We start from the raw sequence: 25,365 nt of genomic DNA on the forward strand, positions 1-25,365 counted from the left end.
TTCTCTTCCTCCTGCTATATTTTCTTTTGTTTCTGGTCAAAAAAAATTATAGACTCTCAAGTAACTTGAGAGTCAACAGGAATCTGTATTTCTGTAATAAACTTTTGCGGGTCGTTTGTCAGTCCGTAGTCGATGAGAGTGATCTCCACAGAATGTCCTCTGACCCGGTATCCTTGCGCCAGGATCTCTTTCATCAGCCGCGCATACTGGCCCGCTGCGTCCCCATGGGTGCCGTGAAAGCGCAGAACGGCGTAGGTCCCGCCTTCCAGGCTGCGCATCATTCTGGGATTGCAGGTCTCATTTTCCACCAGCAGAAACATGGATCGATAGCGGCCGTATCTTCCTGCCAGAAGATCTTCCTCCGCCACGGAAAGTCCCACCTTGCCCAGAAACACCGCGGATTCCATGTCGGAGCTGTTTTCCAGTATGCGGATCTGCATTTCAAGATCCGAACCGGCCTCGATGGAGCGATCCAGGCTCACCGCTGTCCGCGGAGGCAGATGGACGATGCGGATCTGATCCAACAGTTCTTCTCTGGAAGCATCCCCGATCTGTTCGATCCGAGCCGCCAATTTTTCCTGGATCTCCGTCAGTTCCCGTATTTTGTCCGCCGTCTTCTCTTTCTGCTTCTCCAAAAGGGCTACGAAATTTTCTACTCTGCGGTTTTCCAGCAGCACGCGGATATCCGCCAGCGGCATGCCCAGCGCCTGCAGGTATTTTATGGTGTTGAGCAGCTCGAACTGTTCGGTGGAAAAATAGCGGTAGCCTGTTTTCGCGTCCACCCGCGCCGGCGTCACCAGGCCGATATCACAGTAATAACGGATCGTGCTCACAGGCAGATGAAACAATCTGGATATTTCTCCGATCGCAAACAGTTCCCTCATTTCTCTCACCTTATCGGCTCCGCCCCTTCCGGTATGGAAAAACGGACCGCCTCCGGGATCAGTTCCACTGTGATGGAATCATAGGCGCCCACATCGCCATCCACAGACACGGAGAGCCGTTCCCCCTCTCTCTCAGGGAGTATGGTCATGCGCTTGCACTGTTTATAGATCACGTGTCTGCGGCATTCCTCGTCCTCCAGATGCAGCCCCGACCGGTATTTCCGCAGCAGCGGCAGGATGCGTCTGCGGTCCAGCTGTTTCACGATGCACACGTCAAAAAAACCGTCCTGCAGCTTCGCTCTGGGCGCAGCCTGAAAACCGCCGCCGCAGAATCCTCCGTTTCCCATGGCAAGGAGCAGAAAATCGTCCTGGAGCACCTCCCCGCCTTCAAATTCCATGTGCAGCGGGAAATGCGCCCCCTCCATCAGCGCCTTTGCAGCGCCGCCCATATAGGCCCCTCCCCGTCCAAAGATCAAGGTCCTTTTCAAGTCCGCCGCCTTGCTGACCACCGTACAGTCCAGTCCGATATTCAGCATGTTCAGCGCGTATCTGTCATTGTATCTCAGAACATCCACAGGCACAGCTTTTCCATTGAGCTGCCGCTCGATATTCAGGAAATGTTTTTTATTCTTAAAGTTGCGGACAAAATCGTTTCCGCTGCCCACGGGCACGCAGGCCAGCTCCGCGTTGGAAAAGCCGTAGACGCCGGACAGCAGCCCGTTCAGCGTGCCGTCGCCGCCGCAGGCGTAAAAGCGCACCGGCTGCCCCGACTCGCAGCGTGACCTCACAAATCCCCGTCCCGATTCCAGCGTCATCGCCCGGTGGATCTCATAGTCCAGTCCCTTCCCCTTGACCGCCCTCAAAATCTTCGGCAGAAGTTCTTTTTCCGCCTTGCCCCGGCCCGCGTCCGGATTGATCAAAAATATATGTTTCATCTCTCTCTTCCCCCATGACAAACGTTCATTCATCTGTTTCAGCATACCACAATTCTGCCCCGTCCACAATACGCCGTATATTACTGGTATCTTTTATCATATCTTGCGGAAGTGAAGATATGCCGCCGGATCTGTGTTTTTTACGCGGAACCTTTGATTTTTTCAGGATTTGGGTATAATATATTCAGTGATAAACTGGAAGATCATTCCGCCGGACTGCAGAATGGCCGCCGGGCTTTTCCGGTCCGGGACAGCACAAAAAATAAGAAAAGAGGTACAATACCCATGGATCAGAGAATTGTAAAACTGGCGCAGGGACTGGTCAATTACTCCTGTTCAGTCAAAAAAGGTGAAAAAGTCCTGGTTTCCTACGAGGGCGACAGCGTAAAGCCCCTGGCCAAGCAGATCATCAAAGAGGTTTATAAAGCAGGCGGCTTTCCCTATCTGGAGATCCGCGATTCTTCCGTTCAGCGGGAGATCCTGCTGGGATGCAGCCAGGATCAGATCGAATTTATGAACGAATACCAGCTTCTGCAGATGAAAGGCATGGACGCCTATATCGCCGTTCGCGGAGCGGACAATACGGCGGAGTACTCCGATGTTCCCTCCGATAAAATGAATATGTACAATAAAATTCTCCGGCCGGTGCTGGACTATCGCGTAAACCACACGAAATGGGTCGTTCTCCGCTATCCCAACAATTCTATGGCCCAGCTGGCCCACACCAGTCTGGAAGCCTTCGAGGATTTCTATTTCGACGTGTGCAATCTGGATTATGCGAAAATGTCCAAGGCTATGGACCCGCTGGTGGAGCTGATGAATAAGACCGATAAAGTCCATTTGGTCGGTCCCGGCACCGACCTGACCTTCTCCATCAAGGGCATCGGCGCCATCAAGTGCGCCGGCCAGTGCAACATCCCCGACGGAGAAGTATACACAGCGCCGGTCAAGGAGTCTATGAACGGAACGATCTCCTACAACACGCCCTCTGAGGAACAGGGTTTCACGTATACGGACATCAAGTTTGAGATCAAAGACGGAAAGATCGTCGGCGCCTCCGCCAACAACGATAAGCGCATCAATGAGCTTTTGGACACCGACGAGGGCGCCCGCTATTTCGGCGAATTTGCCATCGGCGTAAATCCCTATGTGCTCCAGCCCATGATGGACACCCTTTTCGACGAGAAAATCGCAGGCAGCTTCCATCTGACTCCGGGCTGTGCCTATGAGGACGCCTTCAACGGCAACAAATCCGCTGTTCACTGGGATCTTGTCATGATCCAGCGCCCGGAATACGGCGGCGGAGAGATCTGGTTCGACGACAAACTCATCCGCAAGGACGGACTCTTCGTCATCCCGGAACTGGAATGCCTGAATCCGGAAAACCTGAAATAAGACACGCAAAAACACCCGGCGGCCGCCGCTTTGCAGCGATTTCCGGGTGTTTTTTTATAACGTAGGAAAGATGGCCGGGCGATGTTTCCGAAACGGCACTTGGCGAGCGTGCCCCAGGGCCGTTCCTTCCTACTGCATCATTTCCAGAAACGCGCTCAGCCTGGTGTCGATCTGCCCGGAATCCGCCTGGGAATAATCTGTTTCCAGATAGAGATACGGGAGTTTCTTCTCCTTGGTGATGAAGCGCTTTACTTCCGCGGCCTCGATGGCGAACGTGTGGCATGCCTGCAGGACCACCTCGATCACGCCGTCGATGCGGTAGTCTGCGATCATCTCATCCAGAGCGTCCAGCCTTCCGGGATTGGGACTCATGACCGCGCAGTTGATGTTGAGATATTTTTTCGCCAGAGCCAGATAAGGATCGCCGCTCTCGGAAACCGCCTCCTTCTGCGCCCTGGGTCCGGAACAGCTGTCGAAGGCCACTACGCTGGCGCCCAGCAGCTCCGCCTGTTTGATGATCTTGTCGCGGACGCCGATGGTAGGACATCCGGTGATCATGATGCGCGGCTTTCTCCTGCCCTTTCCGTCTTCCGCCGCCCGGGCCAGGAATTCATTCCGCTTCTCTTCAAGGAGTTTTATTTTTTCCTCCGAAGTAAACATAAACTGAAGGGAGTCCATGATGGTGGAGATCTCGTAGCCGGATACGGGACATGGCTCCATCCGCCCTACTTCGTAGAGTTCTACCATAGCGCGGCGTTCCCTGTTTTTCTGTACGATAGCCCGGTGCAGCGCTTCTTCCGTGATCTCTTTGCCCAGCTGTTCCCCGATAGCCAGAGCCGCCCGCCGGATCTCCTGTTCCCAGAAATCCAGGGCGCCGGTCCCCTCCCGTCCCGGCGGCAGCTGCATCACGTGGACGGGCTTCAGCTTTTTCATCAGCTCAAACATCTTTTTCTTGCCGTCGCAGGTAGTCTCGGCAAGGATCATATCGGAAAAGTAAAAATACGGGCAGGCGTCGCTGGCCGCCAGACCGTAACTGCATTTGATCAGCGGACACATATTCTTTGGCAGCGTTTTCTCCGCAAAAGCAATGCCGTCCTCGCTGGATCCGCAGAGCCCCACGCAGACGCCGTCCGCCGCCATCACCAGTTCCGAGGGGGTATAGGAACAGAACGTCCCCACCACTTTCTTGCCTTCCTCTTTCAGTTTCATCACGCGGAGAAAACCGTTTTTCTTCGCGTCGGTATAATCCTCAAAATTTGCGGGCAGTTTTAATTCACTCGTCATATTCTTACCTCATATCCATACATAAAAGCGCGGCGCCTATGGCTCCCGCGTATTTACCGTCTTTCAGACCTCTCACAGGCCGGCCCAGTTTTCCGGACAGGATCTCCGCAAAATACGCCTGCTCCGACAATCCCCCTGTGAGCACGCAGGGTCCGTCCCCTCCGTGACGCATGCACAGCTGTGCCACCTTGGCCGCCACGGAATCTACCACACCGGCGGCGATATCCTCCCGGGGCGCGCCGCTTCCGATGTGACTGATCACCTCCGACTCCGCAAATACAGTGCACATGGCGCTGATAGCCAGAGGCTTTCCCCCCTCCGCCAGCTCAAACAGTCCGCTGATGTGGCTTCCCAGCCGATTCGCCATGATCTCAAGAAATTTTCCTGTGCCGGCGGAGCATTTGTCGTTCATGAGAAAATCCGTGACCACGCCGTCTTCCAGCGTGATGACTTTGGTGTCCTGTCCGCCCACGTCTATGATCGTGCAGTCTCCGCTTCCGGAGAGATATGCGCCTCCCCTGCCGTGACAGGTGATCTCTGTGATGCAGCGGTCCGCGTAGGGTACGGAGATCCGGCCGTAACCGGTGGCCAATACTTTCGTCTCCTCCGTCTCCACGGGTATCTCTTCCTCTGCCAGCCGCCTGCGGATCGTCTCAGCTGTCTCCCTGCTGCTCCAACCTGTGGGCAGAACGAAACAGCGCGGCTCCTGCCCCTCTTTGATCACCGCGGTTTTCGCCGCCGTTGAACCAATATCTATACCGATAAAATACATATGCACCTCTGCTTTTACATTTTGATCTGTCCTTATCAGACTATTGCGGCCGGACATAAAAGTCAAGTTTGTTGACGCATCGGGGCCGCCGTATCAAAAAAATCTATTGTTCTCTTATTTTATATATACAGATCAAATAGCTGGGAGGTGACAAAAACGGAGACCGGCCGCCATATTTCAGGCGGCCGGCCTCCGTTTCTTTGACATCTACTGTGATCCTGTCGTCCTGTGATCAGGAGATCATTCGATAATACGCTTTCCCGTCTTCCTGTTCGACCCGGTATACGCCCCGGTTGTCGATAAAGCTGTCTTCCAGATAGGCCACCAGACTGTCAATGTCGTTCGTCCTCAGAAACAGTGCGTAGCCGCAGCTTTTCATCAGCCCGGGCGGCGTCTTTTTCAGCGTTGCCCGTATCTTCTTTTCCTGAACCTTTTCCTGCGCGTAGACCGCTTTATAAAAAGAAGAAAAGGCGATCATATATTCGTTCAAATTTATCCCTCTTTTCTAATGGGGCGGATCCTTCACCCTGCCGTCATTCGATCAGGGTTTTCAGCATTCGTATATACATTTCTGCAATTCCCGCTTTTTTCACATCGCTCTCCGCCACCAGCGGATGGCGTTCCAGTTCCTTTCCGTCCTTCATTACGATAAGCTCTCCGATCTCATCCCCCTGTTTGACGGGAGCGGTCAGGAGCTTCTTCGTCTCTACCTTCGTCGTCACGCTGTCCTTCTCGCCTTTTTTAACAAGAATGCTGACGTCTGACGAAGTGACGGCGTTGACGGTCTGCGGGCTTCCCTTATCCACGCCAACCGCGCCCATGACCTGTCCTTTCTGCGCTGCGTTCACGCTGTCATAGGTGGCAAAGCCGTAATCGAGAAGCCTTCCTGCTTCCGCAAAGCGGATCTTGGAAGTTTTGGCTCCCATGATCACGGCGATCAGCGTCAGATCGCCCTTTGTGGCAGACCCGGAGAGACAGTACCCCGCTTCCTGAGTAAATCCGGTCTTGATGCCGTTGGCGCCGGGATACTGTTTGATGAGTTTATTGGTGTTGGTGAGCCCCAGCTCCGTCTGTTTCTTGCCCGGCAGCCCAACTGTAATATTGGTCTGCCACGTGTTGAACCACTCTTTTGTCTGCGGATGCTTGATGAGCTCACGGGACATCAATGCTATATCATATGCGCTGGTACGGTGGTCTGCTACCGGCAGCCCGTTGGTGTTCACAAAATTCGTGTCCTTCATTCCCAGCTCCTGGGCCCTCTTGTTCATATTTTCCACGAAAATTTCTTCTGTGCCGCCCACGTACTCGGCGATGGCCACGCAGGCGTCATTGGCGCTGCAGATCGCCATGCCTTTCAGCAGTGTCTCCACAGTCTGCGTTTCGCCCGCCTCCATGAACATCTGACTTCCGCCCATGCTGGCCGCCCGCTGGCTGATGGTCACCGCATCGTTCATGCTGATCTGTCCCCTGTCCACCGCCTCCAGCGCCAGAAGCATGGTCATGACCTTTGTCACGCTGGCCGGCGGCAGCGATTCATGACTGTTCTGCTCGTAGAGCACCTGACCGCTCCCCACGTCGATGAGCGCGGCTGATTTGGCGTCGATCTTCAGACTGCCCTCGGCCGCCGCGATGGTACCGGGCTGCTGTTCAGCTTCAGCCGCGGTCTTTTCCTTATCCTTTGAGCCTGCCGCCGTCTCTTCTGCTCTCTGATCCTGCTGCGCGTCTTCCGCCAGGCAAAACGCCGGAATGCAGCTCAGACACAAAAGCAGCGCAAGCAGCGCCGCCGCACATCTGCCTATCCCTTTCTTCATATAAAAAACCCCCTTGCACGCAATTCATTCTTTTACAGAGTATTTTGCCGCAGGGGGGTTTAGAACTATTTACTGATCTCTATTTGCTTATCTCCCGTTACAGGACTTCGGCTCCGATCACCTGCCGGATCAGCGGCTCCGTCTCCGGCCTGGTCCGGGAGATGGAAAAGGCAGCCGCGCCTTCCGCCGCGCCTTTTTTTACTTTCTCCGGATCATTCCCGAAAAATGTGGCCAGAAGTTCGCCCTTTTTCACGGGGTCTCCCTTTTTTTTGTTCAGCAGGATCCCGGCCGCCAGATCCACGCCGTCCTCTTTCTTTTCTCTTCCGGCGCCCGTATGCTGGGAGGCCAGGCCGATCCGCCTGGCTTCCACGCCTCCGATAAATCCATCCTTCTCCGCGTAGATCTCCCGGGCGTATTCCGCCTGAGGCAGCAGGCTGTAATCCGACGCCGCTCTGCTGTCGCCGCCCTGCGCTCCGATAAATTCGCAGAACTTTCCAAAGCCTGCGCCGCTTTCCAGCGCCCTGACCGCCATCCTCTCGCCTTCCTCCGCAGTTCCCGCCAGGCCGCCGGCAAAGATCATCAACCCGGCCAGCTTCAGCGACAGCTCTGTGATATCCGCAGGTCCGCATCCCTTCAGCGTGTCCGCGGCTTCCATTACCTCCAGACTGTTTCCCACCGCCCGTCCCAGCGGCTGATCCATGTCTGTGACGGCGGCAATCGTCTTTCTCCCGGCCTTGGTGCCCAGCTCCACCATCCACTGCGCCAGCTCCGCCGCGCTCTCTGGTTCTTCCATAAAGGCGCCTTTGCCGCATTTCACATCCAGCACGATGGCGTCGCTGCCCGAGGCCAGTTTTTTGCTCATGATACTGGATGTGATCAGCGACAGATTTTCCACCGTGGCCGTCACGTCCCGCAGAGCATATATCTTTTTGTCCGCGGCCGCGATATGCGCCGTCTGCCCGATGACCGCCATGCCCACGCGGCGCACCTGCTCCAGAAAGTCCTCCGGTTCCATGGCGGTGCGGAAGCCCGGAATCGATTCCAGCTTATCCACCGTGCCGCCTGTGAATCCCAGGCCGCGTCCCGACATCTTCGCCACCGGCACGCCGCAGGACGCCGCCAGCGGCGCTGCGATCAGCGTGGTCTTGTCTCCCACGCCACCCGTGCTGTGTTTATCCACCTTGACTCCCGGTACGGAAGACAGATCCACCAGGTCGCCGGAGCGCATCATGGCGTCTGTGAGCCAGAAGGTCTCCTCTTTGCTCATTTTCTGTAAAAAGATCGCCATCAGCAGCGCGGAAGCCTGATAATCCGGGATCGAGCCCTCCGTGTAGCCTTTTACGAAATATTCGATTTCCTCGCGGGAGAGCGCGCCGCCCTCCCGCTTTGTATAAATGATGTCGTACATATTCATATGGCTTCTACGCGTCCTTTCTGCTTCAACGCCTCTATTTCAGGATCATCTCCAGGAAACTGCTTCCGATCTGCGTGGATCCGGCGCCCAGATATTCGGAAACGGTGGCTCCAATATCCGCGAAACTGCCGCGCGTGCCCAGATCGACGCCTGCTTTTACATTCTCGCCGGACAGGAGAGCCGGAATGTACTCCCGCGTGTGGTCCCACCCGGAATGAACGGGATCGTTTCCGTGGTCGGCGCAGAGGATGAGGATATCCTCCGGACCCATTGCTGCTCTGATCTCAGGCAGCCTGGCGTCAAATTCCTCGATGGCCCGCCCGTAACCCTCCGGATCTCTGCGATGTCCAAATTTAGAGTCAAAGTCCACCAGATTGGTAAAGATCAGACCGTCAAAGGACTGCTTCAGCGCATCGATGGTCTTATCCACGCCGTCCATATTGCTTTCCGTGTGCACCGAATGTGTGACGCCCCTGCCGTTAAAAATATCGCTGATCTTTCCCACGGTATAGACGGTCTTCCCAGCTTCCCCCACCAGATCCAGAAGGGTCTTTTCCGGGGGCGATACGGCGTAATCTCTGCGGTCCGCCGTCCTGATATACTCGCCGTCTTTCACCACATACGGTCTGGCGATCACCCGGCCCACCTGCAGATCTCCCTTCAGCATTTCCCGGGCAACTTCACAGCAGTGGTAAAGTTCTTCCAAGGGCACCACATCCATGTCCGCTGCGATCTGAAAAACGCTGTCCGCCGACGTATAGACGATCAGCTTCCCCGTCTTTCTGTGCTCCTCGCCCAGCTCTCTGATGATCTCTGTGCCGGAAGCCGCGCAGTTTCCCAGGGTTCCCCTGCCCACGGCCTTCTCGTAGGCCTTCATGAAATCCTCCGGGAAATGTGGAAACGTCTTGAAGGGCACCTCTGTCAGAAGTCCCGCGATCTCCCAGTGACCGGTGATGGTATCCTTTCCCTTCGAAGCCTCCGCAAAACGGCCGAAGGCGCCTGCCGGCTCCGCCGTCTTTTCGATGCGGCCCTTATCCCTCACGCCTTCCAGGCATCCCAGCCCCAGTTTCACCAGATTGGGGATCTTAAATCCCGGCATGTGCTCCGCGATATGACCCAGAGTGTCTGCGCCCCTGTCTCCGTACTTCTCCGCGTCGGGAAGCTCGCCCACGCCCAGACTGTCCATCACGATGATCGTTGCTCTCTTCATCCAAATCGCCTCTTTTCTCTATTTCTCTCTATTTATATCATTTTAGAAGCAAAGGGTATTGCGTTCTCTGTTCCCGGACATTTTCTTTCACGGCCGGCGGCCGGCCTTTCTGCGTCCATTGCACAGGTCCCATTCTCCGCTGCCCGTTCCTGCTTCTTCCATACCTTTTTTATACCCTCGATCCGCGCTTCTAATCCAACAGCAGGACTGGACGGCAGGCCAGCTTATCGCAGGACGTCAGCAGATATTCAATATTTCCTTTTCTCCCCTGCAAGCCGTTTTTAAACGCATCTGTACCGTGGAGATGACCGTAGATCACCTTCGATGCGCCGTACTCCTCAAAGAGCTCCGTGAAGCCTGAACTCTCAAACTTTTCATTAGTCGGCGGAAAATGCAGCGCGCCGATCAGCGGCAGTTCCCGGCCCTCCTCCGCAGCCCGCCGCCTGAGTTTTTTCCCATCCTCCAGAGACAGCCTCAGACGCAGGAGCTCCCGATCGTACAGTTTTCGGTCCCGCTGCGTAAAATCAGAATTCCCCGGACAGATCCAGCCCCGGCTTCCGCACACCACCACACTGTCGTCCGCATAACAATTATTTTGGACAAAATACAGTTTTTCGTCAAGTTTAGACAGCTTCGAAATAGAACTCCACCACAGATCGTGGTTCCCTTTCAGCAAAACTTTCTTTCCCGGCAGCGCGCTGATCCACCGAAGATCCGGCAGCGCCTCTTCAAACCGCAGTCCCCAGGAGATGTCTCCCGGTATGATGACGGTATCTTCTTCTTTCACCAGCTGTTCCCAGTTCTCTTTCACACGTTCCGCATGGCCGATCCACTGCCCGCCGTATATATCCATGGGCTTTTCCACCAGCTCCCCAAAGGACAGATGCAGGTCTCCTATGGCGTATACGCTCATTCGTTTCATCCTCCGTGTTTCTATGGTATCTGCTCCGGCTCACAGGAGCCGGCGGCGCCCTCTTCTCCGGACCCTTCCCCGGGCAGGCCCAGAACTTCTCTGCTGTCGGCCTCCGGCAGCCCCGTCACATTTTTCAGCCTGCTCCGGATCATTCTGGTCCTGGTTCCCACCAGTCTGTCCAGATCATCGTTGGCCTGAGACAGCTTTTTCTGAGTAGAGGCCAGCACAGAACCGAATTTTTCAAACTCTGTTTTCACCGCCCCCAGCACATTCCAGACCTCTCCCGAATACTTCTGGATGGCCAGCGTGCGAAAGCCCATCTGAAGGCTGTTGAGCAGCGCCGCCATGGTGGTAGGGCCGGCTATATTGATCTTATAATCCCGCTGCAGCGATTCTACCAGTCCCCGCCTGACTACCTCGGCGTAGAGCCCTTCAAAGGGCAGAAACATAATGGCAAAATCCGTGGTGTAAGGCGGCTCCACATACTTGTCGCGGATATCTTTGGCCTCTCTGCGTATGGCCCGCTCCAGAGCCTTCCCGGCCTCCTCGATCTCCGCCGCGTCGCCGCTGTCGTAAGCGTCCGCCAGTCTGGCGTAGGTATCTCCGGGAAACTTTGCGTCGATGGGCAGATAGACCGTCCCTTCCCCGTCTCCCGGCAGACGGACGGCGAATTCCACCCGCTCGCCGCCGCTGCGCTTCGTATTGATGTTTTCCTCGTATTGATCCGGGGATAAGATCTGCGTCAGTATGGCGCTCAGCTGGATCTCGCCGAGAATTCCCCTTGTCTTTACGTTTGAGAGGACCTTTTTCAGATCTCCCACGCCGCTGGCCAGAGTCTGCATTTCTCCCAGGCCCTTGTACACCTGCTCCAGCCTCTCGCTGACCACCCGGAAGGACTGACTGATGCGGTCCTCCAGCGTCTTCTGCAGCTTTTCGTCCACCGTGGCCCGCATTTCCGACAGCTTTCTTCCGTTGTCTTCCTGCATGCGGACCAGCTGAGTCTCCACCGACGTGCGGATCTGCTCCAGCTTCTGCTCGCTTTGGATAGCGCCGGACTGCAGACGTTCGTCCATCTGCGCCAGCATGGCGTTCACCGTGCGCTGGAGGATCTCTGTCCGCTGAGAGAGCTGCGCCGTCAGTTCCGCGATCCGCCTGTCCTGCATCTGCGACGCCTGATTCTGGGATGACGTCAGCAGCTCCCCCAGACTCTGAAAACTGGTCTGGACGTACTGCGTTGTCTCCTGTCTGGCTGCCCGTATTTCCCCGATCATCTCCTGTCTCACGCGATCCAGCTGTTCCAAAAGTTCACTGTTGTCATTTTTCCTCTCAAGCTGTTTTTTCATACCGGACAGCATGATAAGAACTGCGGTTCCAAAAAAAATGACCAGCGTCATGACAAGATACAACTCCATAAATGATCTCCTTTAACCCAAGTCTTCCCATTCCATTGTCTGCGGCAGGCTCTAAAATCATGGGGCCGCGCATACAATTAAGTATAGCACAAAGAAAGGCGGTTTTCCATGAGACTTTCCGACGCAGCCAAAGGCTCCTTCCTGTTCGTCGTGGCCCTTCCCCCTGGAGAAATCAAAAGCCAGGGCATCCGGCTGGGCCTGCTGCCCGGCGCTCCCATCCGCTGCCTCTCCGTTCTCCCCGGCGGCCCGGTGGTCCTGCTTTTGGGAAACCAGGAGATCGCCGTAGGGCGAAAACTGGCCAGCAGGATCCAGGTCCGGCGCTGGGGCGGCGAAAGGTCCAAAGACAGATGACGTTCTCCCGCGCAGCCAGTACAAAATACAGCAACATATAAAGGAAAAGGAGGCTTCCAAAGAAATGAACATTTCCGTCAAAGAGAAAGCGGGCGTCGGACACGAATGTAAGGCGGCTCCCCGAAAGCTGGCTCTGGCCGGCAATCCAAACGTGGGAAAATCCGTGGTCTTTCAGGCGCTCACCGGCATGTACGCCGAAGTGTCCAATTACCCCGGTACTACAGTAGATGTGACCACCGGCAGCTTCGGCCCCTTTACCCTCATCGACACGCCGGGCGTGTTCAGCCTCTCCGGTTTCAACGATGAGGAACAAGTGACCCTGTCGGCGGTGACGGACTGCGACTGTATTCTCAACGTGGTCGACGGTACCCATCTGGAACGTGACCTATTTCTCACCCTGCAGCTCCTTTCTCTGGGAAAACCCATGCTGGTGGCTGTCAATCTGATGGATCAGGTTGAAAAAAACCGCATTCGGCTGGATCTCTCCGGTCTTTCCGCCGCCCTTGGCGTGGAGATCTTTCCCGTGTCCGCAAAAAAAGGAACGGGCATAAAAGCGCTCCGATCCGCTCTGTCGGCGGACTCCCTCCGGACTCCCGCCCGGGGCCGGTCCCGCGGGGAAGCCCCGGGAATTTCAGACGACGGCGCTTCCGCCCGCACCCGCCTTGAAGCCGACCGGCTGGCCGAACGTTTTGTCAGATACAGCGGGCAAAAGACGGTCTTTTCTCAAAAACTGGGACGCGCCGTGCTGAATCCTGTGCTGGGAGTCCCCCTCATGGCCGGACTTCTCTGTCTCATTTTTCTGTTCATCGGAAAATTCCTCTCGCAGACAGTGGTGGATTTTACAGAGGGCTATCTGATGAGCGAATGCTATTATAACTTTATTTTCGGACTGATCTCCCGGATCCTGGATCCAGACAGCTTTGCAGGCGTTCTTCTCATCGGCGAATACGGCGTGCTTACCATGGTCCCCATCTACCTGCTGGGCCTGCTGCTTCCCCTGATCGTCGGCTTTTATCTCTGTCTGGCGCTTCTGGAAGACTCTGGCCTTCTGCCCCGGATCGCCGTGCTCTGCGACCGGCTCTTTACGCGGTTCGGGCTGAACGGCAAGGCGGTCATTCCCATGCTGCTGGGCTTTGGCTGCGTTACCATGGCGCTCATCACCACCCGCATTCTGGGTACAAAAAGAGAACGGCTCATCGCGACCGTTCTCCTGTGTATCGCCGTACCCTGCTCTGCTCAGTTTGCTATCATCATGGCGGTGGCTTCCATCCTGCCGCCCTTTTACTTTTTCATATACGGCGGCTCCATACTGATGCTGTTTTTCCTGTTGGGCAGCCTGCTGGCCCGGTTTCTTCCCGGCAGCTCCAGCGACCTGTTTCTGGTGCTTCCCCCGCTGCGGCTTCCCGGGGCGAAAAATGTGCTGCGAAAGACTGCTATGAAGTCGAAGCACTTTCTGCGGGACGCCGGTCCCATGTTTCTCGCCGGCAGCCTGCTGATCTCCACGCTCACCTATACCGGCGGCTTCGCCGCCATTCATCAGGCCCTGATCCCGCTGACCGAGGGCTTTCTCAAGCTGCCCGGTGAAACTGCGGCGCTGTTTCTCATGAGTATCATCAAACGCGATCTGGGAGCCGCCTGCCTCTACTCCATGGTGTCTCAGGATCTTCTCAGCTTTCCTCAGATGACCGTGGCGCTGACCGTGATCACCCTTTTCGTGCCCTGCTTCGCCTCCGTTGCCATTCTGTTCAAAGAACAGGGCCCTCTGGCAGCCGCCGCTATCTGGCTGGGCAGCTTTGCCGCGGCCTTCCTCCTGGGCGGCCTCCTGGCTGCCTGGCTCGTCTGATCTGATCCATGTACAGATCAGTCAGAAACAAGATCAGAGATACTGTTTCACATAATCGTATCCGCAGTAGACTCTGGCCGCTTCCATATAATCATCCAGGTTGCCTGCCGGTGTGGCAGGTGAGACCTGGCAGCCCGGAGCCAGTATAAAACCGCCGGGACTTCCCGCGCAGAGATCCACGCAGCCCTTCACCGCCTGAAAAATATCTTCCCGCTTCCCGTTGAGCAGCACCTCCACCGGCGGAACATTTCCGGCGATCTTCATGGCGCCGCCCAGAAAACTTCTGGCCCCGGCAAGATCGATTCGCTCGTCTACGCTGAAGCGTTCCATCTTCAGCTTCAGCAGATCAGGCCAGATGCGCTCCGTCTTCCCGCACAGATGGAAAGTGACTTTCTTCCCCGTCTGCCGGAAAGCGTAGTCCATCACCTCTTTCAGACAGGGAAAAACAAATTCGCGGAATGCCTGCGGCGAGATCATATTCCCGGAGGCCACCGGATCAGCCATGGCGATCCGCACGTTCCACGGCGCAAATGCGTCGACGCATCGTTTCATGGACTGGGTGACCAATTTCAGAAGCCGGCGTACCTCTGCGGGATGCCTGCGCACATCTCTCATGAGATTTTCTGTTCCTCTCAAATAGGAAGCGATCGTAAAAGGGCCTCCCACGCTGGAGTGCAGCTCAACGATCCCTTCCGCTCTCTCCGCCAGCGCTTTACAGGCTTTCATGTACAGGCTCACTCTGCCGTCCTTCTTCGGCTCCATGGGCCGCATATCATCCAGCATGCTGTAATCAGTCAGCACCGGCGCTGCAATATAGGGCAGTTTGTTTTCCGGATAACACACATTTGCTCCCATCGCCTCCGCGATCCCGTAAGAATTAGCCCCCATGGAGATGCTGTCCGCGCCGAACCGGTTGAAAGCGTGGATCTCCGCTCTGACCATCGTCTCCTCGTCTCTCACCAGATCGGAAAAATTTACTCCCAGCAGCGGCGCTTTGAATTCTCCCAGCGACAGCGTACAGGGCAGCCTGTCAAAAGCCTCCCCCGCCGCCAGCGCCCGTTCTCTCTCGGCCGGAACCATTCGGTCCCCCGGATGCTTTCTCAATTCCCACATAGAATAACCTCCTCAGCCAGGCCCGCAGCTAGGCCTTCAGCCCCGAACTGACTACGCCCTGAATGAAATACTTTTGCAGCAGCAGATATACGATAAAGGGCGGCAGAAAGTTGATCACCGCTCCCGCCATGGAAAGTCCGTAATTCACCACATACAGATCCTGCATGGCCGCCAGCCCCACAGGCAGCGTCCGGTTGTAATCCCCGCCCGCCATGATCATGGGCCAGAGCAGGCTGTTCCAGCTTCTGGCAAAATAGATAATGGCCACGGACATGACGGTGGAGCGCACCAGCGGCAGGACCACGGCGGCAAAGGTCTGAAAATCCGTGCAGCCGTCGATCTTCGCGCTCTCTATCATGTCGCCCGGGATGGAGAGAAATGCCTGTCGAAAGAGTATGACTCCCAGGAAGGTCGGCACCGGCAGGATCAGGGAGGCCATAGTCGAGGCGATACCGACCTTCCCCATGATGATCCACAGCGGCACTACCGTGGCCGGAAACGGGATGGCCATGGCGGCAAACAGAAAGAAAAAGATCCTGTCGTTTCCGGGGAATCTCAGCTTTGCAAATGCGTATCCGGCCGTGCTGCAGATCGCCAGCGTGAGCAGGACCCCGGAAATGGATACCAGGAAGCTGTTTCTCACCCACAGAAAAAATCCGCTTCTCTGAAAGAGCAGAAAATAGTTGTCCAGAGAATAGTCGGCCGGATCAAAGCTGAGCAGATACGGCGAGTACGTTTCCTGAAAGGATACGACCAGCATATAGAGAAATGGGAATACCATGATAAACGCCAGCGTCAGGAAGAACAGATCCAGCATTACACCGCAAACTTTTTTCATTGTTCCCCTCCTCAGTAAAGACTGTTTTCTTTGTTTTTCAGCAGTCTGCGCTGCAGGAACGTCAACAGCGCCACGATGACCACCAGTATGTTTCCGATGGCCATGGCGTATCCGATCTGTGAAAATTTAAAGTTCTGCATGTACAGATAGACCACTGCGGTCATGCTGGCCTGACCTGGCCCGCCGCCGGTAGTCGTATAGACCAGATCGAAGGTGCGAAAGCCCTGTATCAAGCCCAGAAAGATGATCATGATAAACACGGGCTTCAGCAGCGGGATCTGGATCTGCGTACAGATCCGAAAAGCGCCGGCCCCGTCCATACGCGCCGCTTCATAGTAGCTCTCCGGGATCTCCATGAGGCTGGTCAGAAAAAAGATCATGTAATAACCGGTGTTGACCAGCACCTCGATGAGCATCAGAGTGGGAAGGGCCGTGGTCTCAGAACCCAGCAGATTTGACGCGCTTCCCCCAAAGATCCCCAGCAGGGCGTTGACCGGCGACTGCGGGCTGTTCAGCATGAGGCGGCAGACGATGCCGATCACCGTCACTGAGGCCACGCTGGGAATGAACATGACTTTTCTCACCAGAGAAGCGAGAAAACTGCTTTTTTTTCCAGCGATCCAGCAGGCGGAAAAAAAGGCCAGCACCGTCTGCGCCGGCACCACGCCCAGAACCCAGATAAAGGTGTTGCTCAGAGCCCGTATAAAATACTTGTCGGAAAACAGAGCGGTATAATTGCCCATTCCTGTAAATTGAAACGGCTTCAGAGCGCTGTAGCTGCCCAGGCTGAATACGGCGGACAAAAGTACAGGTCCGTACCAGAAAAACAGCACGGAGAGACACATGGGCAGAATGTAGAGATACCCGTTCCATTTGTATTTATGCTTTCTATTCATGTTCCCTTCTCCGCTGTCACGGAAGAAAAACGACCGCCGGAAAAGCTCCGGCGATCTTCTTTCTTCCGTGATTTTTTCCTCTGACAAGCCGGTCTACTCTGAGTCGGACTGACGTTCGTACGGCAGGCTGTTGCCGTATTCCGTCACATCCTTCATCGTTTCCTCCGGCGTGGAGTTTCCGTTCATCATCTCCTGAAGGGCTTTCCAGAGATACTCATAGACCTGCGGCGCCCGCAGAGCCGGCTTCAGCGGTCTTACGATATCCTCGTTGCCCTCCAGAGCCTCTTTCAGCATGGGGAACGCATGATTCTCCTCGCTTCTGGATACGGGAGCCCCCTGGGTCACCTGATGCCACTGCCCATTGCCCACAGGGCCGGTCATATACTTGATCAGCTTCGCCGCCAGCTCTTTGTCCGGAGCGGCCGACATGACTACCATCTGGTCCAGTCCGCAGCGGGTAGATTCGATCTTGTTTTTCAGCTTGAGAGTGAAACCATACTCAAAATCGCTGTCCTTCCCCTCCAACAGCTGAGCGTTGGCCAGATTGACGCCGCCAAAACTCATGGCCGCTTTTCCTGTGATGAAATAATTGGCAAACATCTCGGAATTGGTCTGCGCCATACAGTCTTCCGGCAGCGCGTGGTCCGTGTTTTTCAGGTCATACAGGAAAGTGGCTGCTTCGACGGCAGGCTCCTGATCCATGATCACCCTGCCCTTTTCGTCGAAGAGATCTCCACCGGCCTGAAATACAAAACTGTACCAGTTCCAGTTCAGATCCTGGCTGAAAGACTGGCCCCAACCCTGCGCCAGTCCCCACTGATCGATCTTGCCATCGCCGTCTGTATCCGCTGTGGCCTTCTGCGCGATACGCCGCACATCCTCCCAGGTCTCCGGCGCAGACTCCCCGATGGAATCCAGAATATCCTGATTGTAGAAGAGCGCCACAGGGTTTCCGATGCTCAGGGGCAATCCATATACTCTGTCCCAGATCTTTCCCGCCTCCAGGTAGAGATAATCATCCCGGTCTTCCTGGGTCAGATAATCTTCGATGGGCTCCACCAGACCGGCGTCTATGTAATCCGGAAACATTTCCACGTACAGATAGCCTACGTCAGGTCCGTTTCCCATCTGAATACCAGAAGCGTATTTCGCCTCATAGTCCTTCCATGAGATGAACTCAAAATTGACCTTTACGTTGTTTTCTTCCTCGAAAGGCTTCACGATCTCTCCCCAGACTTCTTTATCGTTGCCGTCAGGCGCTAAAGACGGCATCCATACCAGGATCTCCTGATCCTCCGCCGTCTGCTGACCTCCGTCCCCCGCGCAGGCCGCCGTCATGATCATCATGAGCACGGCCAGAGACAGTGCAAGAATTCTTTTCCACATAATCTGCTCCTCCTATCGTACTGAAATGTTTACTCCGGTCCTCCACTCATTCTATAAAAAAAAGGACGGGATTACCAATTGCGTTTTTCTATGGCATCCCGTTCCTTGATTGCGTTGCTCTATGAAATTTTCAGCAGGCTAAAAGTTCAGACACTGTACGAACAGATCCGAATAACCTTCCAGCTCCGACAGTTCAATGTACTTCATCTGTCCCGCCAGCCGCTCCGCGTTGCCCCGCTCCTCTGAGGAAAGAAGGCACATACGCGCGCCTGACTTGGAAGTATTGCCCACGTATTCGATGCGGTCCGTCCAGCATTCCGGCAGGATGCCGGAGCCGGTGAGACTTTCCGGCTTCAAATGAGCGCCAAACTGTCCTGCCACCAGCACCCGGTCCAGATCTTCTTCCCGGATCTGCGCTGCGGCAAGAAGCGTCTTGATGCCGGAGAGAATGGCCCCCTTGGCCAGCTGGATCTGACGCACATCCTGCTGCGTCAGGGCGATCCCCGCCGTACCGTCGATCTCCACGCCCCGTTTTTCATCAATTTCCTTCACCAGGGGTCCCAGCTTGATCCGTCCGCTTTTTCCGATGACGCCGATCCTTCTCAGTTCCGCCACCGCTGCCAAAATACCGCTGCCGCACATGCCCGCCGCAGGTTTTCCTCCGATAGTCTGATAGGTGAGACTCCCGTCCGCCTCAGCCTTCACGTCCTCGACGGCTCCTTCCGCCGCCCGCATGCCGCAGCTGATATTCATGCCTTCCAGCGCCGGTCCTGCTGCGCAGGAACAGCAGAATAATTCCCCGTCCTTCTTCAGCACCAATTCTCCGTTGGTGCCGATGTCCAGAAACAAGAGACTTCCGCTCCGCTCTTTCAGCCCGCATGCCAGAACTCCGGCCGTGATATCGCCGCCCACGAAGGCCGAGACCGCTGGAATACAGTATACCTCAGCCTCCGGCGCCGCAATGAGCGAAAGCTCCGACGCTGTTTTCCGCAGCGGTCCGGTAAAAGCCGGCGTATAAGGCGACCGCCCCATGGAACTGGCGTCTATTCCCGCAAAGAGATGTACCATTGTGGTATTGGCGCCGATCACGATGCGCCTGATGTCCTCCGCCTGTCTGCCTGTTTTTTGTAAAAGTCCCTCGGTGAGAGTGCGGATATCGCTTCCGATCCGTTCCTGCATCATCGCTTGCGCTTTTCCGTGTTCGGAAGCGTAGTGGATGCGGGAGATCACGTCCTGCCCGAAAATTTTCTGAGAGTTGAGACAGGACAGTACGCCTAACTCCTCCCCTGTGTGCAGATCCACCAGCGCCGCCACCACTGTTGTGGTGCCGATGTCCACCGCCAGTCCGCAGACGCCTTCCGGTTCCGGATCGAGACTGAACTCCCGGGAAAACCCTTCCGCTACGATATCTCCGGTCTCCGCCTTGGCCGGAAGCTCTACCTGCACATCCTGACGCAGAATGTATTCGCAGGAAAGCACAGGTTCGCCGTCCGCTATCACGCCGCACTTTCCACAGATCCCTTTCCCGCCGCAGGGTCCCTCCATCAGCCCGTTGTCCGCCAGGACCCGATACAGACTTTCGCCCTCCTCCGCTTCCAGCACATACTCCCGCTCTCCGCCATCCACAAAAATTTTGACCATGTCCACATCCTTTCTCCCGCCGCTTCCGGCTGTTGGGTCCCTGCTTTAATTTCTTTCCATCCTCTTTACGCCTGACCGGAGTCCACCCGCCCGGCCGCAGCTACCAGTGCCTGTATGTTTGCCAGCGGCGTAGAGACCGGCAGACCGCATGCCGGCGCCAGCAGGTCCACGCCTTTGCTCAGAGCATTCTCCGCCAGCGTGCCGACCTTGTCCGCGCTCATGGTCCCGATGGCGTGAGTGTTCACATTGCCCATCACCGCTTTGCCCTCCAGAAACGGCTTGATCTCGGATATATTAACGATGGAATCAAAGCTGAACACATGGCAGTGGAGTCCTGCCAGCTGCCGGTAGACCGATCTCAGATCGCCGCAGATGTGTACGATCTTCACCGGGACCTCCAGAGCGTCCAGCACACGGTTCACGTATTTTACGGAGTAAGCCTCAAAGAACCTGGGTCCCAGGATCTCCCCCGTTCCGCTGGGCTCCGAGATGCACACAGCGTCCGCTCCCGCCCGAATCTGCTCTCTGCCGAAGGCGATGAGGTTTTCCGCCACAAAATCCATCAGTCTTTCCGCTTTTTCCGGTTCCTTGCGAAAAGTCCGGAGCAGCACCCCCATGTCCGTCACCGTCCCTGCCAGGCTCACGGGACCGCAGAGATTACCGATGATCGGGACTCCGCTGCTCTCCTGTTCCTTTTTCAGCAGCCGGATCGCCGCCAGCACCGCCGCCGGTCTGCCCGCGCTCAGATCCATGGGCTTCAGCTTCTCCAGTTCTCCAGGCCCCCGGATCGGAGACTCCGTCACGTGGGGCTCCGCCAGGGAATTCCCCATATTCACCTGAGCCCCCATGGCTTCCGCCTCCACGGTCATGCAGAACGGCACGCCGTAATTCTCAAATCCTCCCGCCCGATTCAGCGCTACAGCCAATCCCGCCATCTTTTCCGGATCGCTGTGGGCCTCGGGCCAGAAACACCCCGACAGTTCCATACTTTCCTTAGAGATCATATTCATCATGCCGCCGGGACAGATACAGGGCGGCCTGTCCGTTCCGGTTCTGTGCGCGGCAGAATACAGCCGTTCTTTCTGGCTGGACCGGCCCTGGGCGCAAGAGTTTTTTTCTTCCATATATTATGCCTCCATCAGGCGGTCGATCAGTTTTACCGCCTCCACTGCATTTTCCGAGTAACCGTCCGCGCCGATCTTTTCTGCAAAGAGCTGCGACACAGGTGCTCCTCCCACCACCACCTTTACCTGATCTCTGATGCCTTCCGCATCCAGCATTCGTATGATCTTTTCCATATTCCCCATGGTGGTGGACATCAGCGTGGACAGCGCCAGCACTGACGCGCCCGTTTCCTTCGCCTTCTCCACAAAGGACTTGGGAGGCACGTCGCGCCCCAGATCCACCATCTCGTAGCCTGCCGCCTCCAGCATGATCTTAACAATATTTTTGCCAATATCGTGAGTATCGCCCTCCACAACGCCGATCACTACCTGGCGTTTTTTTTCTCCCTCCGATCTGGGCAGATGGGGCCGAAGCACATCGAGTCCGTTGTACATGGCGTCGGAGCAGATCAGAAGCTCCGGGATAAAATACTCCTCCCTTTCATACAGCTCCGCCGCCTGATTCATTCCTACCACCAGGCCGGACAAAATCCCCTCCTGGGCCGGATAACCTTCCTCTATATATTCTTCCGCAATACCAGCGGCTTCTTCATCTTCCATATTGAGAACACAATCCGCAAGCTGCGTGAGCAGCGTTTCTTTTTCCTTCATCTTTATCCTCCGTCAATCTCCCTGAGGCGCCGTAAAAGGACGCCTCAAAAACAATAGTACCCAAAAGATTTCGTCTATAAACGCCCCGCCGCCGAAACGCGCGGCATCTGACCGCGTTGTCGCCGTCCCCGGCGGTTTCATTCGTATATGTCATCCCTGCACTTTCTGATGTCGGTACCGTCTCTGATCCCTACCCTTCCAGCGTTTTTATTTTAACACCAATCGGCTCCGATGCCTACATAATTCCGTCCGGATCCACCGTTCGGATCTGCGCCATAAAAAAACCGGTCATGGGAATGACCGGCATTTTTTTATTCCGTTCGATCTGATTATTTATTGGCCAGCGCCCGGGCCCGCTGCTCGTCCAGATATTCGTCATAGGTGCAGAGTCTGTCGATCATGCCCTCCGGCGCGAACTCGATGATGCGGTTGGCGATGGTCTGGATAAACTCATGGTCGTGGGATGCAAACAGCAGATTTCCCTTAAAATCGATCAGTCCGTTGTTCACCGCCGTGATGGACTCCAGGTCCAGATGATTGGTGGGCTGATCCAGAACCAGCACATTGGAGCCGTACAGCATCATGCGCGACAGCATGCAGCGCACCTTCTCGCCTCCGGAGAGTACCTTAACAGGCTTGAATACGTCGTCGCCCGAGAACAGCATACGGCCCAGAAAGCCCCTCATAAAGGTCTCTGTTGTCTCCGTGGTGAACTGTCCCAGCCACTGCACCAGATTCAGATCGCAGCCGTTGAAGAACGCCGAGTTGTCCATGGGAAAATAGGAAGTCGTGATGGTCGTTCCCCACTTGTAGCTGCCTGCGTCCGGCTCGATCTCTCCCATGAGTATACGGAACAGTGTAGTGTTCGCGATCTCATTCTCCCCCACAAACGCGATCTTATCGCCTTTGTTCACGCGGAAGGAAACATTATCCAGGATCTTTACCCCGTCGATGGACTTGCTGATCCCTTCCACGGTGAGTATCTCCTTGCCCGCCTCCCTGTCCATGTTAAAGCCCACAAAAGGATATCTCCGGGAAGAAGAAGGCAGCTCTTCCACGGTCAGCTTGTCGATAAGCTTTTTTCTCGCCGTAGCCTGCTTGGATTTGGATTTATTGGCGGAGAACCGCTGAATAAAACTCTGCAGTTCCTTGATCTTATCCTCATTCTTTTTGTTCTGATCCCGCACCATCTTCTGGATCATCTGACTGGATTCATACCAGAACTCGTAGTTTCCGACGTACATTTTGATCTTTCCGTAGTCCACATCCACGATACTGGTACAGACCGTATTCAGGAAATGTCTGTCGTGAGATACCACGATCACCGTTCCCTCGTACTCCATCAGGAAGTCCTCCAGCCAGTCGATGGCCTGGATATCCAGGCCGTTGGTGGGCTCGTCCAGCAAAATGATATCCGGTTTGCCAAACAGCGCCTGGGCCAGCAGTACCTTGACCTTTTCCTTCTCCATCAGGCCTTCCATCTGGCTGTACAGGATGTCTCCGGAAAGTCCCAGACCCTGGATCAGACGGCTGGCGTCAGATTCCGCCTCCCAGCCGTTCATCTCAGCGAATTCACCCTCCAGCTCGGAAGCCTTGATCCCGTCCTCGTCGGTAAAATCTTCCTTCGCGTAGAGAGCGTCCTTCTCCTTCATAATATCGTACAGTCTCTGATTTCCCATGATGACCGTGTCCAGCACTGTGTACGCGTCATAGGCAAAGTGATCCTGCTTCAGCACGGACATGCGCATGGCCGGCGGCACGGAAATACTTCCCGTACTGGGTTCCAGGTCTCCTGACAGGATGCGCAGGAACGTTGATTTTCCCGCTCCGTTGGCCCCGATAATGCCGTAGCAGTTTCCCGCCGTGAACTTCAGGTCCACATCCTTAAAGAGCGGAGTCCCGCTGAAGTTAAGGCTCACATTTGTAACAGTTATCATTCTTTTTCTTCCTCCCAATCTCCGGCTGTCCGGCCGCCTGCCGGAAGCGTTTCGTCTTTCTATATTTTTAAAACCGGCAGAACCGGCCGTATTCCGACCCTGTGTGCATTCGGTCCCTCAGCCGCCGCGGACTCCGCTGCAGGACAAAAGCATATCTCTTATAATACCATAGGTATCATAGGTGACGCAAGTTCAACCGTTGTCTTTCCTGTTAAAATCAGCCTTCTTCTTTTTCTCCACATATCAATGAGTCTCCTTTAGTCGCCGGCTTTGCCATATTTCCCACATACAGAACGGAGAAAGAGCCGGCCTTCAAAGGCCGGCTCTTTCTCCGTCACGTTTTATCACTAAAATCAGTTGTAAGCAGTCTATACCCAGAGAGGATCGTCCCACAGCGTCAGCTTCGTGCCCAGCCCCTTCTCTCTGGCGCTGAGATACATCTTGTAGGCGATGGCCACGTCCACGGAACCCATGCCCGCCGTTCCGCAGAAGACAAATTCATCGTCGTTTTCTCTCCCCTTGCGCTGACCAGTAGCCAGCTCCTGGACCTGAATGATCTGTTCTCTAGTAAGCTTTCCGCTTTCACGCAGACCTTTCAGCAGGTGGCCGTCCAGATGGGTCATCTGTTCCCAGCTGTCCAAAACGATCTTGTCGGCTGTCAGGAGAACCTCCTCCTCAAAAGCGTGAGCCTCCATCTGAATGACTGTAGCGTTTTTCAAAAGCCACGCCTTGGGAATGAAATCCTTTCTGGAAGTCGTCTCTGTGACGACTACGTCGGCGTCCTCTATGGCTTTCTTCGCGTCGCTGCAGGGCGTCACATTATATTTTCCCTCGAATTCCTTTGCAAGGTCTTCCGCCTTCTTGATGTCCAGATCCACGATGCGGATCTCTTCCAGACTGGGCACCGACTCCGCAATGGCCATGATCATGGTCCTGCCGATAACGCCCGCTCCGATCAGCGCTGCAACTCTGGAATTTTTTCTTGCGTTGTATTTAGCGCACACCCCTGCCGCTGCCGATGTTCTCATGGCTGTAGTGATGGTCCCGTCCAGGATCGCTTTCGGATACATGGTCTTCGGATCGCTCAGGATCACTACGTCGATCCCGTAGGGCATCCCGGGCTGCGTTGCGTTATAGACTGATTCAGCCGCCCACTTAAAGCCCGCGATATCGTATTCGCCGCCCACATAGGAAGGCATAGACATACCATAGGAGGTCCAGTTTTCACTGTCCGGCATACCCATGAAGATCTTCGTGGGCTGGAGGACCTTGCCCTCGCCCAGCATTTTAAAAGTATATTCCGTAACCTCCAGAATATTTTTCATATCCAGAAGCCCTGCTGCAATCACATCTTCCTGTTTCAGAAATAAAATCTCCGGTTTTATCATATTATTTCCTCCTTATTGATCGCTTCTCCTGAGATCGGATCGCCCTTTTGCGCCATGGGCACAGCTTCCCCCGCGTCCCGCTGTGTTCCCGGCCTGTTGGGACGAACCGGACCTCTCTTGTTTTTCTTTATCATAGCATTATTTTATAATTTGTCAATCGCAAAATC

The 25,365-nt window shown here is 55.4% G+C and carries 23 protein-coding genes; 3 read left to right on the plus strand and 20 right to left on the minus strand.

The window, feature by feature from the left end; translation table 11 throughout:
- Nucleotides 1-56: 56 nt before the first annotated feature.
- Together E0E37_RS15470 and E0E37_RS15475 are read right to left on the minus strand one after the other, a co-directional pair.
- Nucleotides 57-884, minus strand: coding sequence for a MerR family transcriptional regulator (locus E0E37_RS15470; protein WP_246019790.1), 828 nt, complete (start codon nucleotides 882-884; stop codon nucleotides 57-59).
- A 5-nt stretch (nucleotides 885-889) separates the two neighbouring features.
- A complete protein-coding gene (locus E0E37_RS15475; RefSeq protein ID WP_165445394.1) occupies nucleotides 890-1,819 on the minus strand; it encodes a diacylglycerol/lipid kinase family protein in 930 nt (309 codons plus the stop codon).
- 285 nt (nucleotides 1,820-2,104) lie between these two features.
- Here E0E37_RS15475 and E0E37_RS15480 point away from each other — a divergent pair, with 285 nt between their 5' ends.
- Nucleotides 2,105-3,214, plus strand: a complete 1,110-nt coding sequence (locus tag E0E37_RS15480; protein ID WP_130863884.1) for an aminopeptidase — start codon at nucleotides 2,105-2,107, stop codon at nucleotides 3,212-3,214.
- A gap of 129 nt (nucleotides 3,215-3,343) precedes the next feature.
- Here the strand turns inward: E0E37_RS15480 and E0E37_RS15485 are convergent, their stop codons facing one another.
- The 8 genes from E0E37_RS15485 to rmuC all read right to left on the minus strand — a co-directional run bounded on the left by E0E37_RS15485 (nucleotide 3,344) and on the right by rmuC (nucleotide 12,030).
- Nucleotides 3,344-4,498, minus strand: coding sequence for a double-cubane-cluster-containing anaerobic reductase (locus E0E37_RS15485; protein WP_130863885.1), 1,155 nt, complete (start codon nucleotides 4,496-4,498; stop codon nucleotides 3,344-3,346).
- Nucleotides 4,499-4,502: 4 nt separating this feature from the next.
- Nucleotides 4,503-5,270: an acyl-CoA dehydratase activase gene (locus tag E0E37_RS15490; RefSeq protein WP_130863886.1), complete on the minus strand. Its 768-nt coding sequence runs from the start codon at nucleotides 5,268-5,270 to the stop codon at nucleotides 4,503-4,505.
- A 232-nt stretch (nucleotides 5,271-5,502) separates the two neighbouring features.
- Nucleotides 5,503-5,760, minus strand: a complete 258-nt coding sequence (locus E0E37_RS15495) for a DUF3343 domain-containing protein (RefSeq protein WP_130863887.1) — start codon at nucleotides 5,758-5,760, stop codon at nucleotides 5,503-5,505.
- Between the two features lie 43 nt (nucleotides 5,761-5,803).
- Nucleotides 5,804-7,081, minus strand: a complete 1,278-nt coding sequence (locus E0E37_RS15500) for a D-alanyl-D-alanine carboxypeptidase family protein (RefSeq protein WP_130863888.1) — start codon at nucleotides 7,079-7,081, stop codon at nucleotides 5,804-5,806.
- A gap of 97 nt (nucleotides 7,082-7,178) precedes the next feature.
- Nucleotides 7,179-8,489 carry a thymidine phosphorylase gene (locus E0E37_RS15505; protein ID WP_330548592.1) on the minus strand — a complete coding sequence of 437 codons (1,311 nt, stop codon included), beginning with the start codon at nucleotides 8,487-8,489 and terminating at the stop codon, nucleotides 7,179-7,181.
- A 40-nt stretch (nucleotides 8,490-8,529) separates the two neighbouring features.
- A complete protein-coding gene (locus tag E0E37_RS15510) occupies nucleotides 8,530-9,705 on the minus strand; it encodes a phosphopentomutase (RefSeq protein ID WP_130863890.1) in 1,176 nt (391 codons plus the stop codon).
- Between the two features lie 190 nt (nucleotides 9,706-9,895).
- Nucleotides 9,896-10,618 (minus strand): metallophosphoesterase, encoded by a 723-nt coding sequence (locus E0E37_RS15515; protein ID WP_130863891.1) that lies wholly within the window; start codon nucleotides 10,616-10,618, stop codon nucleotides 9,896-9,898.
- A 20-nt stretch (nucleotides 10,619-10,638) separates the two neighbouring features.
- Nucleotides 10,639-12,030 (minus strand): DNA recombination protein RmuC, encoded by a 1,392-nt coding sequence (gene rmuC / locus E0E37_RS15520; RefSeq protein ID WP_246019756.1) that lies wholly within the window; start codon nucleotides 12,028-12,030, stop codon nucleotides 10,639-10,641.
- A 108-nt stretch (nucleotides 12,031-12,138) separates the two neighbouring features.
- On the opposite strand from rmuC, the gene E0E37_RS15525 reads away from it, so the two are divergent.
- Nucleotides 12,139-12,381 carry a FeoA family protein gene (locus E0E37_RS15525; RefSeq protein WP_130863892.1) on the plus strand — a complete coding sequence of 81 codons (243 nt, stop codon included), beginning with the start codon at nucleotides 12,139-12,141 and terminating at the stop codon, nucleotides 12,379-12,381.
- Nucleotides 12,382-12,445: 64 nt separating this feature from the next.
- On the plus strand, nucleotides 12,446-14,224 hold the full coding sequence (locus tag E0E37_RS15530; protein WP_130863893.1) for a ferrous iron transporter B: 1,779 nt from the start codon (nucleotides 12,446-12,448) through the stop codon (nucleotides 14,222-14,224).
- A 33-nt stretch (nucleotides 14,225-14,257) separates the two neighbouring features.
- On the opposite strand, the gene E0E37_RS15535 is transcribed toward E0E37_RS15530, so the two are convergent.
- The 10 genes from E0E37_RS15535 to E0E37_RS18620 form a co-directional block, all read right to left on the minus strand.
- Nucleotides 14,258-15,337 carry a uroporphyrinogen decarboxylase family protein gene (locus tag E0E37_RS15535; protein WP_130863894.1) on the minus strand — a complete coding sequence of 360 codons (1,080 nt, stop codon included), beginning with the start codon at nucleotides 15,335-15,337 and terminating at the stop codon, nucleotides 14,258-14,260.
- Nucleotides 15,338-15,365: 28 nt separating this feature from the next.
- Nucleotides 15,366-16,175 carry a carbohydrate ABC transporter permease gene (locus E0E37_RS15540; protein ID WP_130863895.1) on the minus strand — a complete coding sequence of 270 codons (810 nt, stop codon included), beginning with the start codon at nucleotides 16,173-16,175 and terminating at the stop codon, nucleotides 15,366-15,368.
- Nucleotides 16,176-16,186: 11 nt separating this feature from the next.
- Nucleotides 16,187-17,071 carry a carbohydrate ABC transporter permease gene (locus E0E37_RS15545; protein WP_130863896.1) on the minus strand — a complete coding sequence of 295 codons (885 nt, stop codon included), beginning with the start codon at nucleotides 17,069-17,071 and terminating at the stop codon, nucleotides 16,187-16,189.
- 93 nt (nucleotides 17,072-17,164) lie between these two features.
- Nucleotides 17,165-18,457 carry an ABC transporter substrate-binding protein gene (locus E0E37_RS15550; protein ID WP_130863897.1) on the minus strand — a complete coding sequence of 431 codons (1,293 nt, stop codon included), beginning with the start codon at nucleotides 18,455-18,457 and terminating at the stop codon, nucleotides 17,165-17,167.
- A gap of 138 nt (nucleotides 18,458-18,595) precedes the next feature.
- The gene (locus tag E0E37_RS15555) at nucleotides 18,596-20,098 is read right to left on the minus strand and encodes an ASKHA domain-containing protein (protein ID WP_154937801.1); all 1,503 of its coding nucleotides are present in this window, start codon (nucleotides 20,096-20,098) and stop codon (nucleotides 18,596-18,598) included.
- 65 nt (nucleotides 20,099-20,163) lie between these two features.
- Nucleotides 20,164-21,222 (minus strand): uroporphyrinogen decarboxylase family protein, encoded by a 1,059-nt coding sequence (locus E0E37_RS15560; RefSeq protein WP_130863899.1) that lies wholly within the window; start codon nucleotides 21,220-21,222, stop codon nucleotides 20,164-20,166.
- 3 nt (nucleotides 21,223-21,225) lie between these two features.
- Entirely contained in the window at nucleotides 21,226-21,873 is a 648-nt protein-coding gene (locus E0E37_RS15565; RefSeq protein ID WP_130863900.1) for a corrinoid protein, read from the minus strand.
- 329 nt (nucleotides 21,874-22,202) lie between these two features.
- A complete protein-coding gene (locus tag E0E37_RS15570; protein ID WP_130863901.1) occupies nucleotides 22,203-23,810 on the minus strand; it encodes an ABC-F family ATP-binding cassette domain-containing protein in 1,608 nt (535 codons plus the stop codon).
- A gap of 368 nt (nucleotides 23,811-24,178) precedes the next feature.
- Nucleotides 24,179-25,198 (minus strand): ornithine cyclodeaminase family protein, encoded by a 1,020-nt coding sequence (locus tag E0E37_RS15575; protein ID WP_130863902.1) that lies wholly within the window; start codon nucleotides 25,196-25,198, stop codon nucleotides 24,179-24,181.
- On the minus strand, nucleotides 25,195-25,332 hold the full coding sequence (locus E0E37_RS18620) for a hypothetical protein (protein WP_165445395.1): 138 nt from the start codon (nucleotides 25,330-25,332) through the stop codon (nucleotides 25,195-25,197). The genes E0E37_RS15575 and E0E37_RS18620 overlap by 4 nt, the downstream gene beginning before the upstream one ends.
- Between the last annotated feature and the right edge of the window lie 33 nt (nucleotides 25,333-25,365).

It is taken from the genome of Bacilliculturomica massiliensis, from assembly GCF_900605495.1.
GTDB lineage: Bacteria > Bacillota > Clostridia > Peptostreptococcales > Anaerovoracaceae > Bacilliculturomica > Bacilliculturomica massiliensis.

What these genes read in the sequence shown, in the direction of transcription:
- E0E37_RS15485 (WP_130863885.1), bottom strand. Translation starts at nt 4,498, where the DNA reads ATGACGAGTGAATTAAAACTGCCCGCAAATTTTGAGGATTATACCGAC.
- E0E37_RS15480 (WP_130863884.1), top strand. Translation starts at nt 2,105, where the DNA reads ATGGATCAGAGAATTGTAAAACTGGCGCAGGGACTGGTCAATTACTCC.
- E0E37_RS15475 (WP_165445394.1), bottom strand. Translation starts at nt 1,819, where the DNA reads ATGAAACATATATTTTTGATCAATCCGGACGCGGGCCGGGGCAAGGCG.
- E0E37_RS18620 (WP_165445395.1), bottom strand. Translation starts at nt 25,332, where the DNA reads ATGATAAAGAAAAACAAGAGAGGTCCGGTTCGTCCCAACAGGCCGGGA.
- E0E37_RS15555 (WP_154937801.1), bottom strand. Translation starts at nt 20,098, where the DNA reads ATGGTCAAAATTTTTGTGGATGGCGGAGAGCGGGAGTATGTGCTGGAA.
- E0E37_RS15490 (WP_130863886.1), bottom strand. Translation starts at nt 5,270, where the DNA reads ATGTATTTTATCGGTATAGATATTGGTTCAACGGCGGCGAAAACCGCG.
- E0E37_RS15515 (WP_130863891.1), bottom strand. Translation starts at nt 10,618, where the DNA reads ATGAGCGTATACGCCATAGGAGACCTGCATCTGTCCTTTGGGGAGCTG.
- E0E37_RS15570 (WP_130863901.1), bottom strand. Translation starts at nt 23,810, where the DNA reads ATGATAACTGTTACAAATGTGAGCCTTAACTTCAGCGGGACTCCGCTC.
- E0E37_RS15470 (WP_246019790.1), bottom strand. Translation starts at nt 884, where the DNA reads ATGAGGGAACTGTTTGCGATCGGAGAAATATCCAGATTGTTTCATCTG.
- E0E37_RS15500 (WP_130863888.1), bottom strand. Translation starts at nt 7,081, where the DNA reads ATGAAGAAAGGGATAGGCAGATGTGCGGCGGCGCTGCTTGCGCTGCTT.
- E0E37_RS15575 (WP_130863902.1), bottom strand. Translation starts at nt 25,198, where the DNA reads ATGATAAAACCGGAGATTTTATTTCTGAAACAGGAAGATGTGATTGCA.
- E0E37_RS15540 (WP_130863895.1), bottom strand. Translation starts at nt 16,175, where the DNA reads ATGAAAAAAGTTTGCGGTGTAATGCTGGATCTGTTCTTCCTGACGCTG.
- E0E37_RS15530 (WP_130863893.1), top strand. Translation starts at nt 12,446, where the DNA reads ATGAACATTTCCGTCAAAGAGAAAGCGGGCGTCGGACACGAATGTAAG.
- E0E37_RS15550 (WP_130863897.1), bottom strand. Translation starts at nt 18,457, where the DNA reads ATGTGGAAAAGAATTCTTGCACTGTCTCTGGCCGTGCTCATGATGATC.
- E0E37_RS15565 (WP_130863900.1), bottom strand. Translation starts at nt 21,873, where the DNA reads ATGAAGGAAAAAGAAACGCTGCTCACGCAGCTTGCGGATTGTGTTCTC.
- rmuC (WP_246019756.1), bottom strand. Translation starts at nt 12,030, where the DNA reads ATGGAGTTGTATCTTGTCATGACGCTGGTCATTTTTTTTGGAACCGCA.
- E0E37_RS15545 (WP_130863896.1), bottom strand. Translation starts at nt 17,071, where the DNA reads ATGAATAGAAAGCATAAATACAAATGGAACGGGTATCTCTACATTCTG.
- E0E37_RS15505 (WP_330548592.1), bottom strand. Translation starts at nt 8,489, where the DNA reads ATGTACGACATCATTTATACAAAGCGGGAGGGCGGCGCGCTCTCCCGC.
- E0E37_RS15510 (WP_130863890.1), bottom strand. Translation starts at nt 9,705, where the DNA reads ATGAAGAGAGCAACGATCATCGTGATGGACAGTCTGGGCGTGGGCGAG.
- E0E37_RS15535 (WP_130863894.1), bottom strand. Translation starts at nt 15,337, where the DNA reads ATGTGGGAATTGAGAAAGCATCCGGGGGACCGAATGGTTCCGGCCGAG.
- E0E37_RS15525 (WP_130863892.1), top strand. Translation starts at nt 12,139, where the DNA reads ATGAGACTTTCCGACGCAGCCAAAGGCTCCTTCCTGTTCGTCGTGGCC.
- E0E37_RS15560 (WP_130863899.1), bottom strand. Translation starts at nt 21,222, where the DNA reads ATGGAAGAAAAAAACTCTTGCGCCCAGGGCCGGTCCAGCCAGAAAGAA.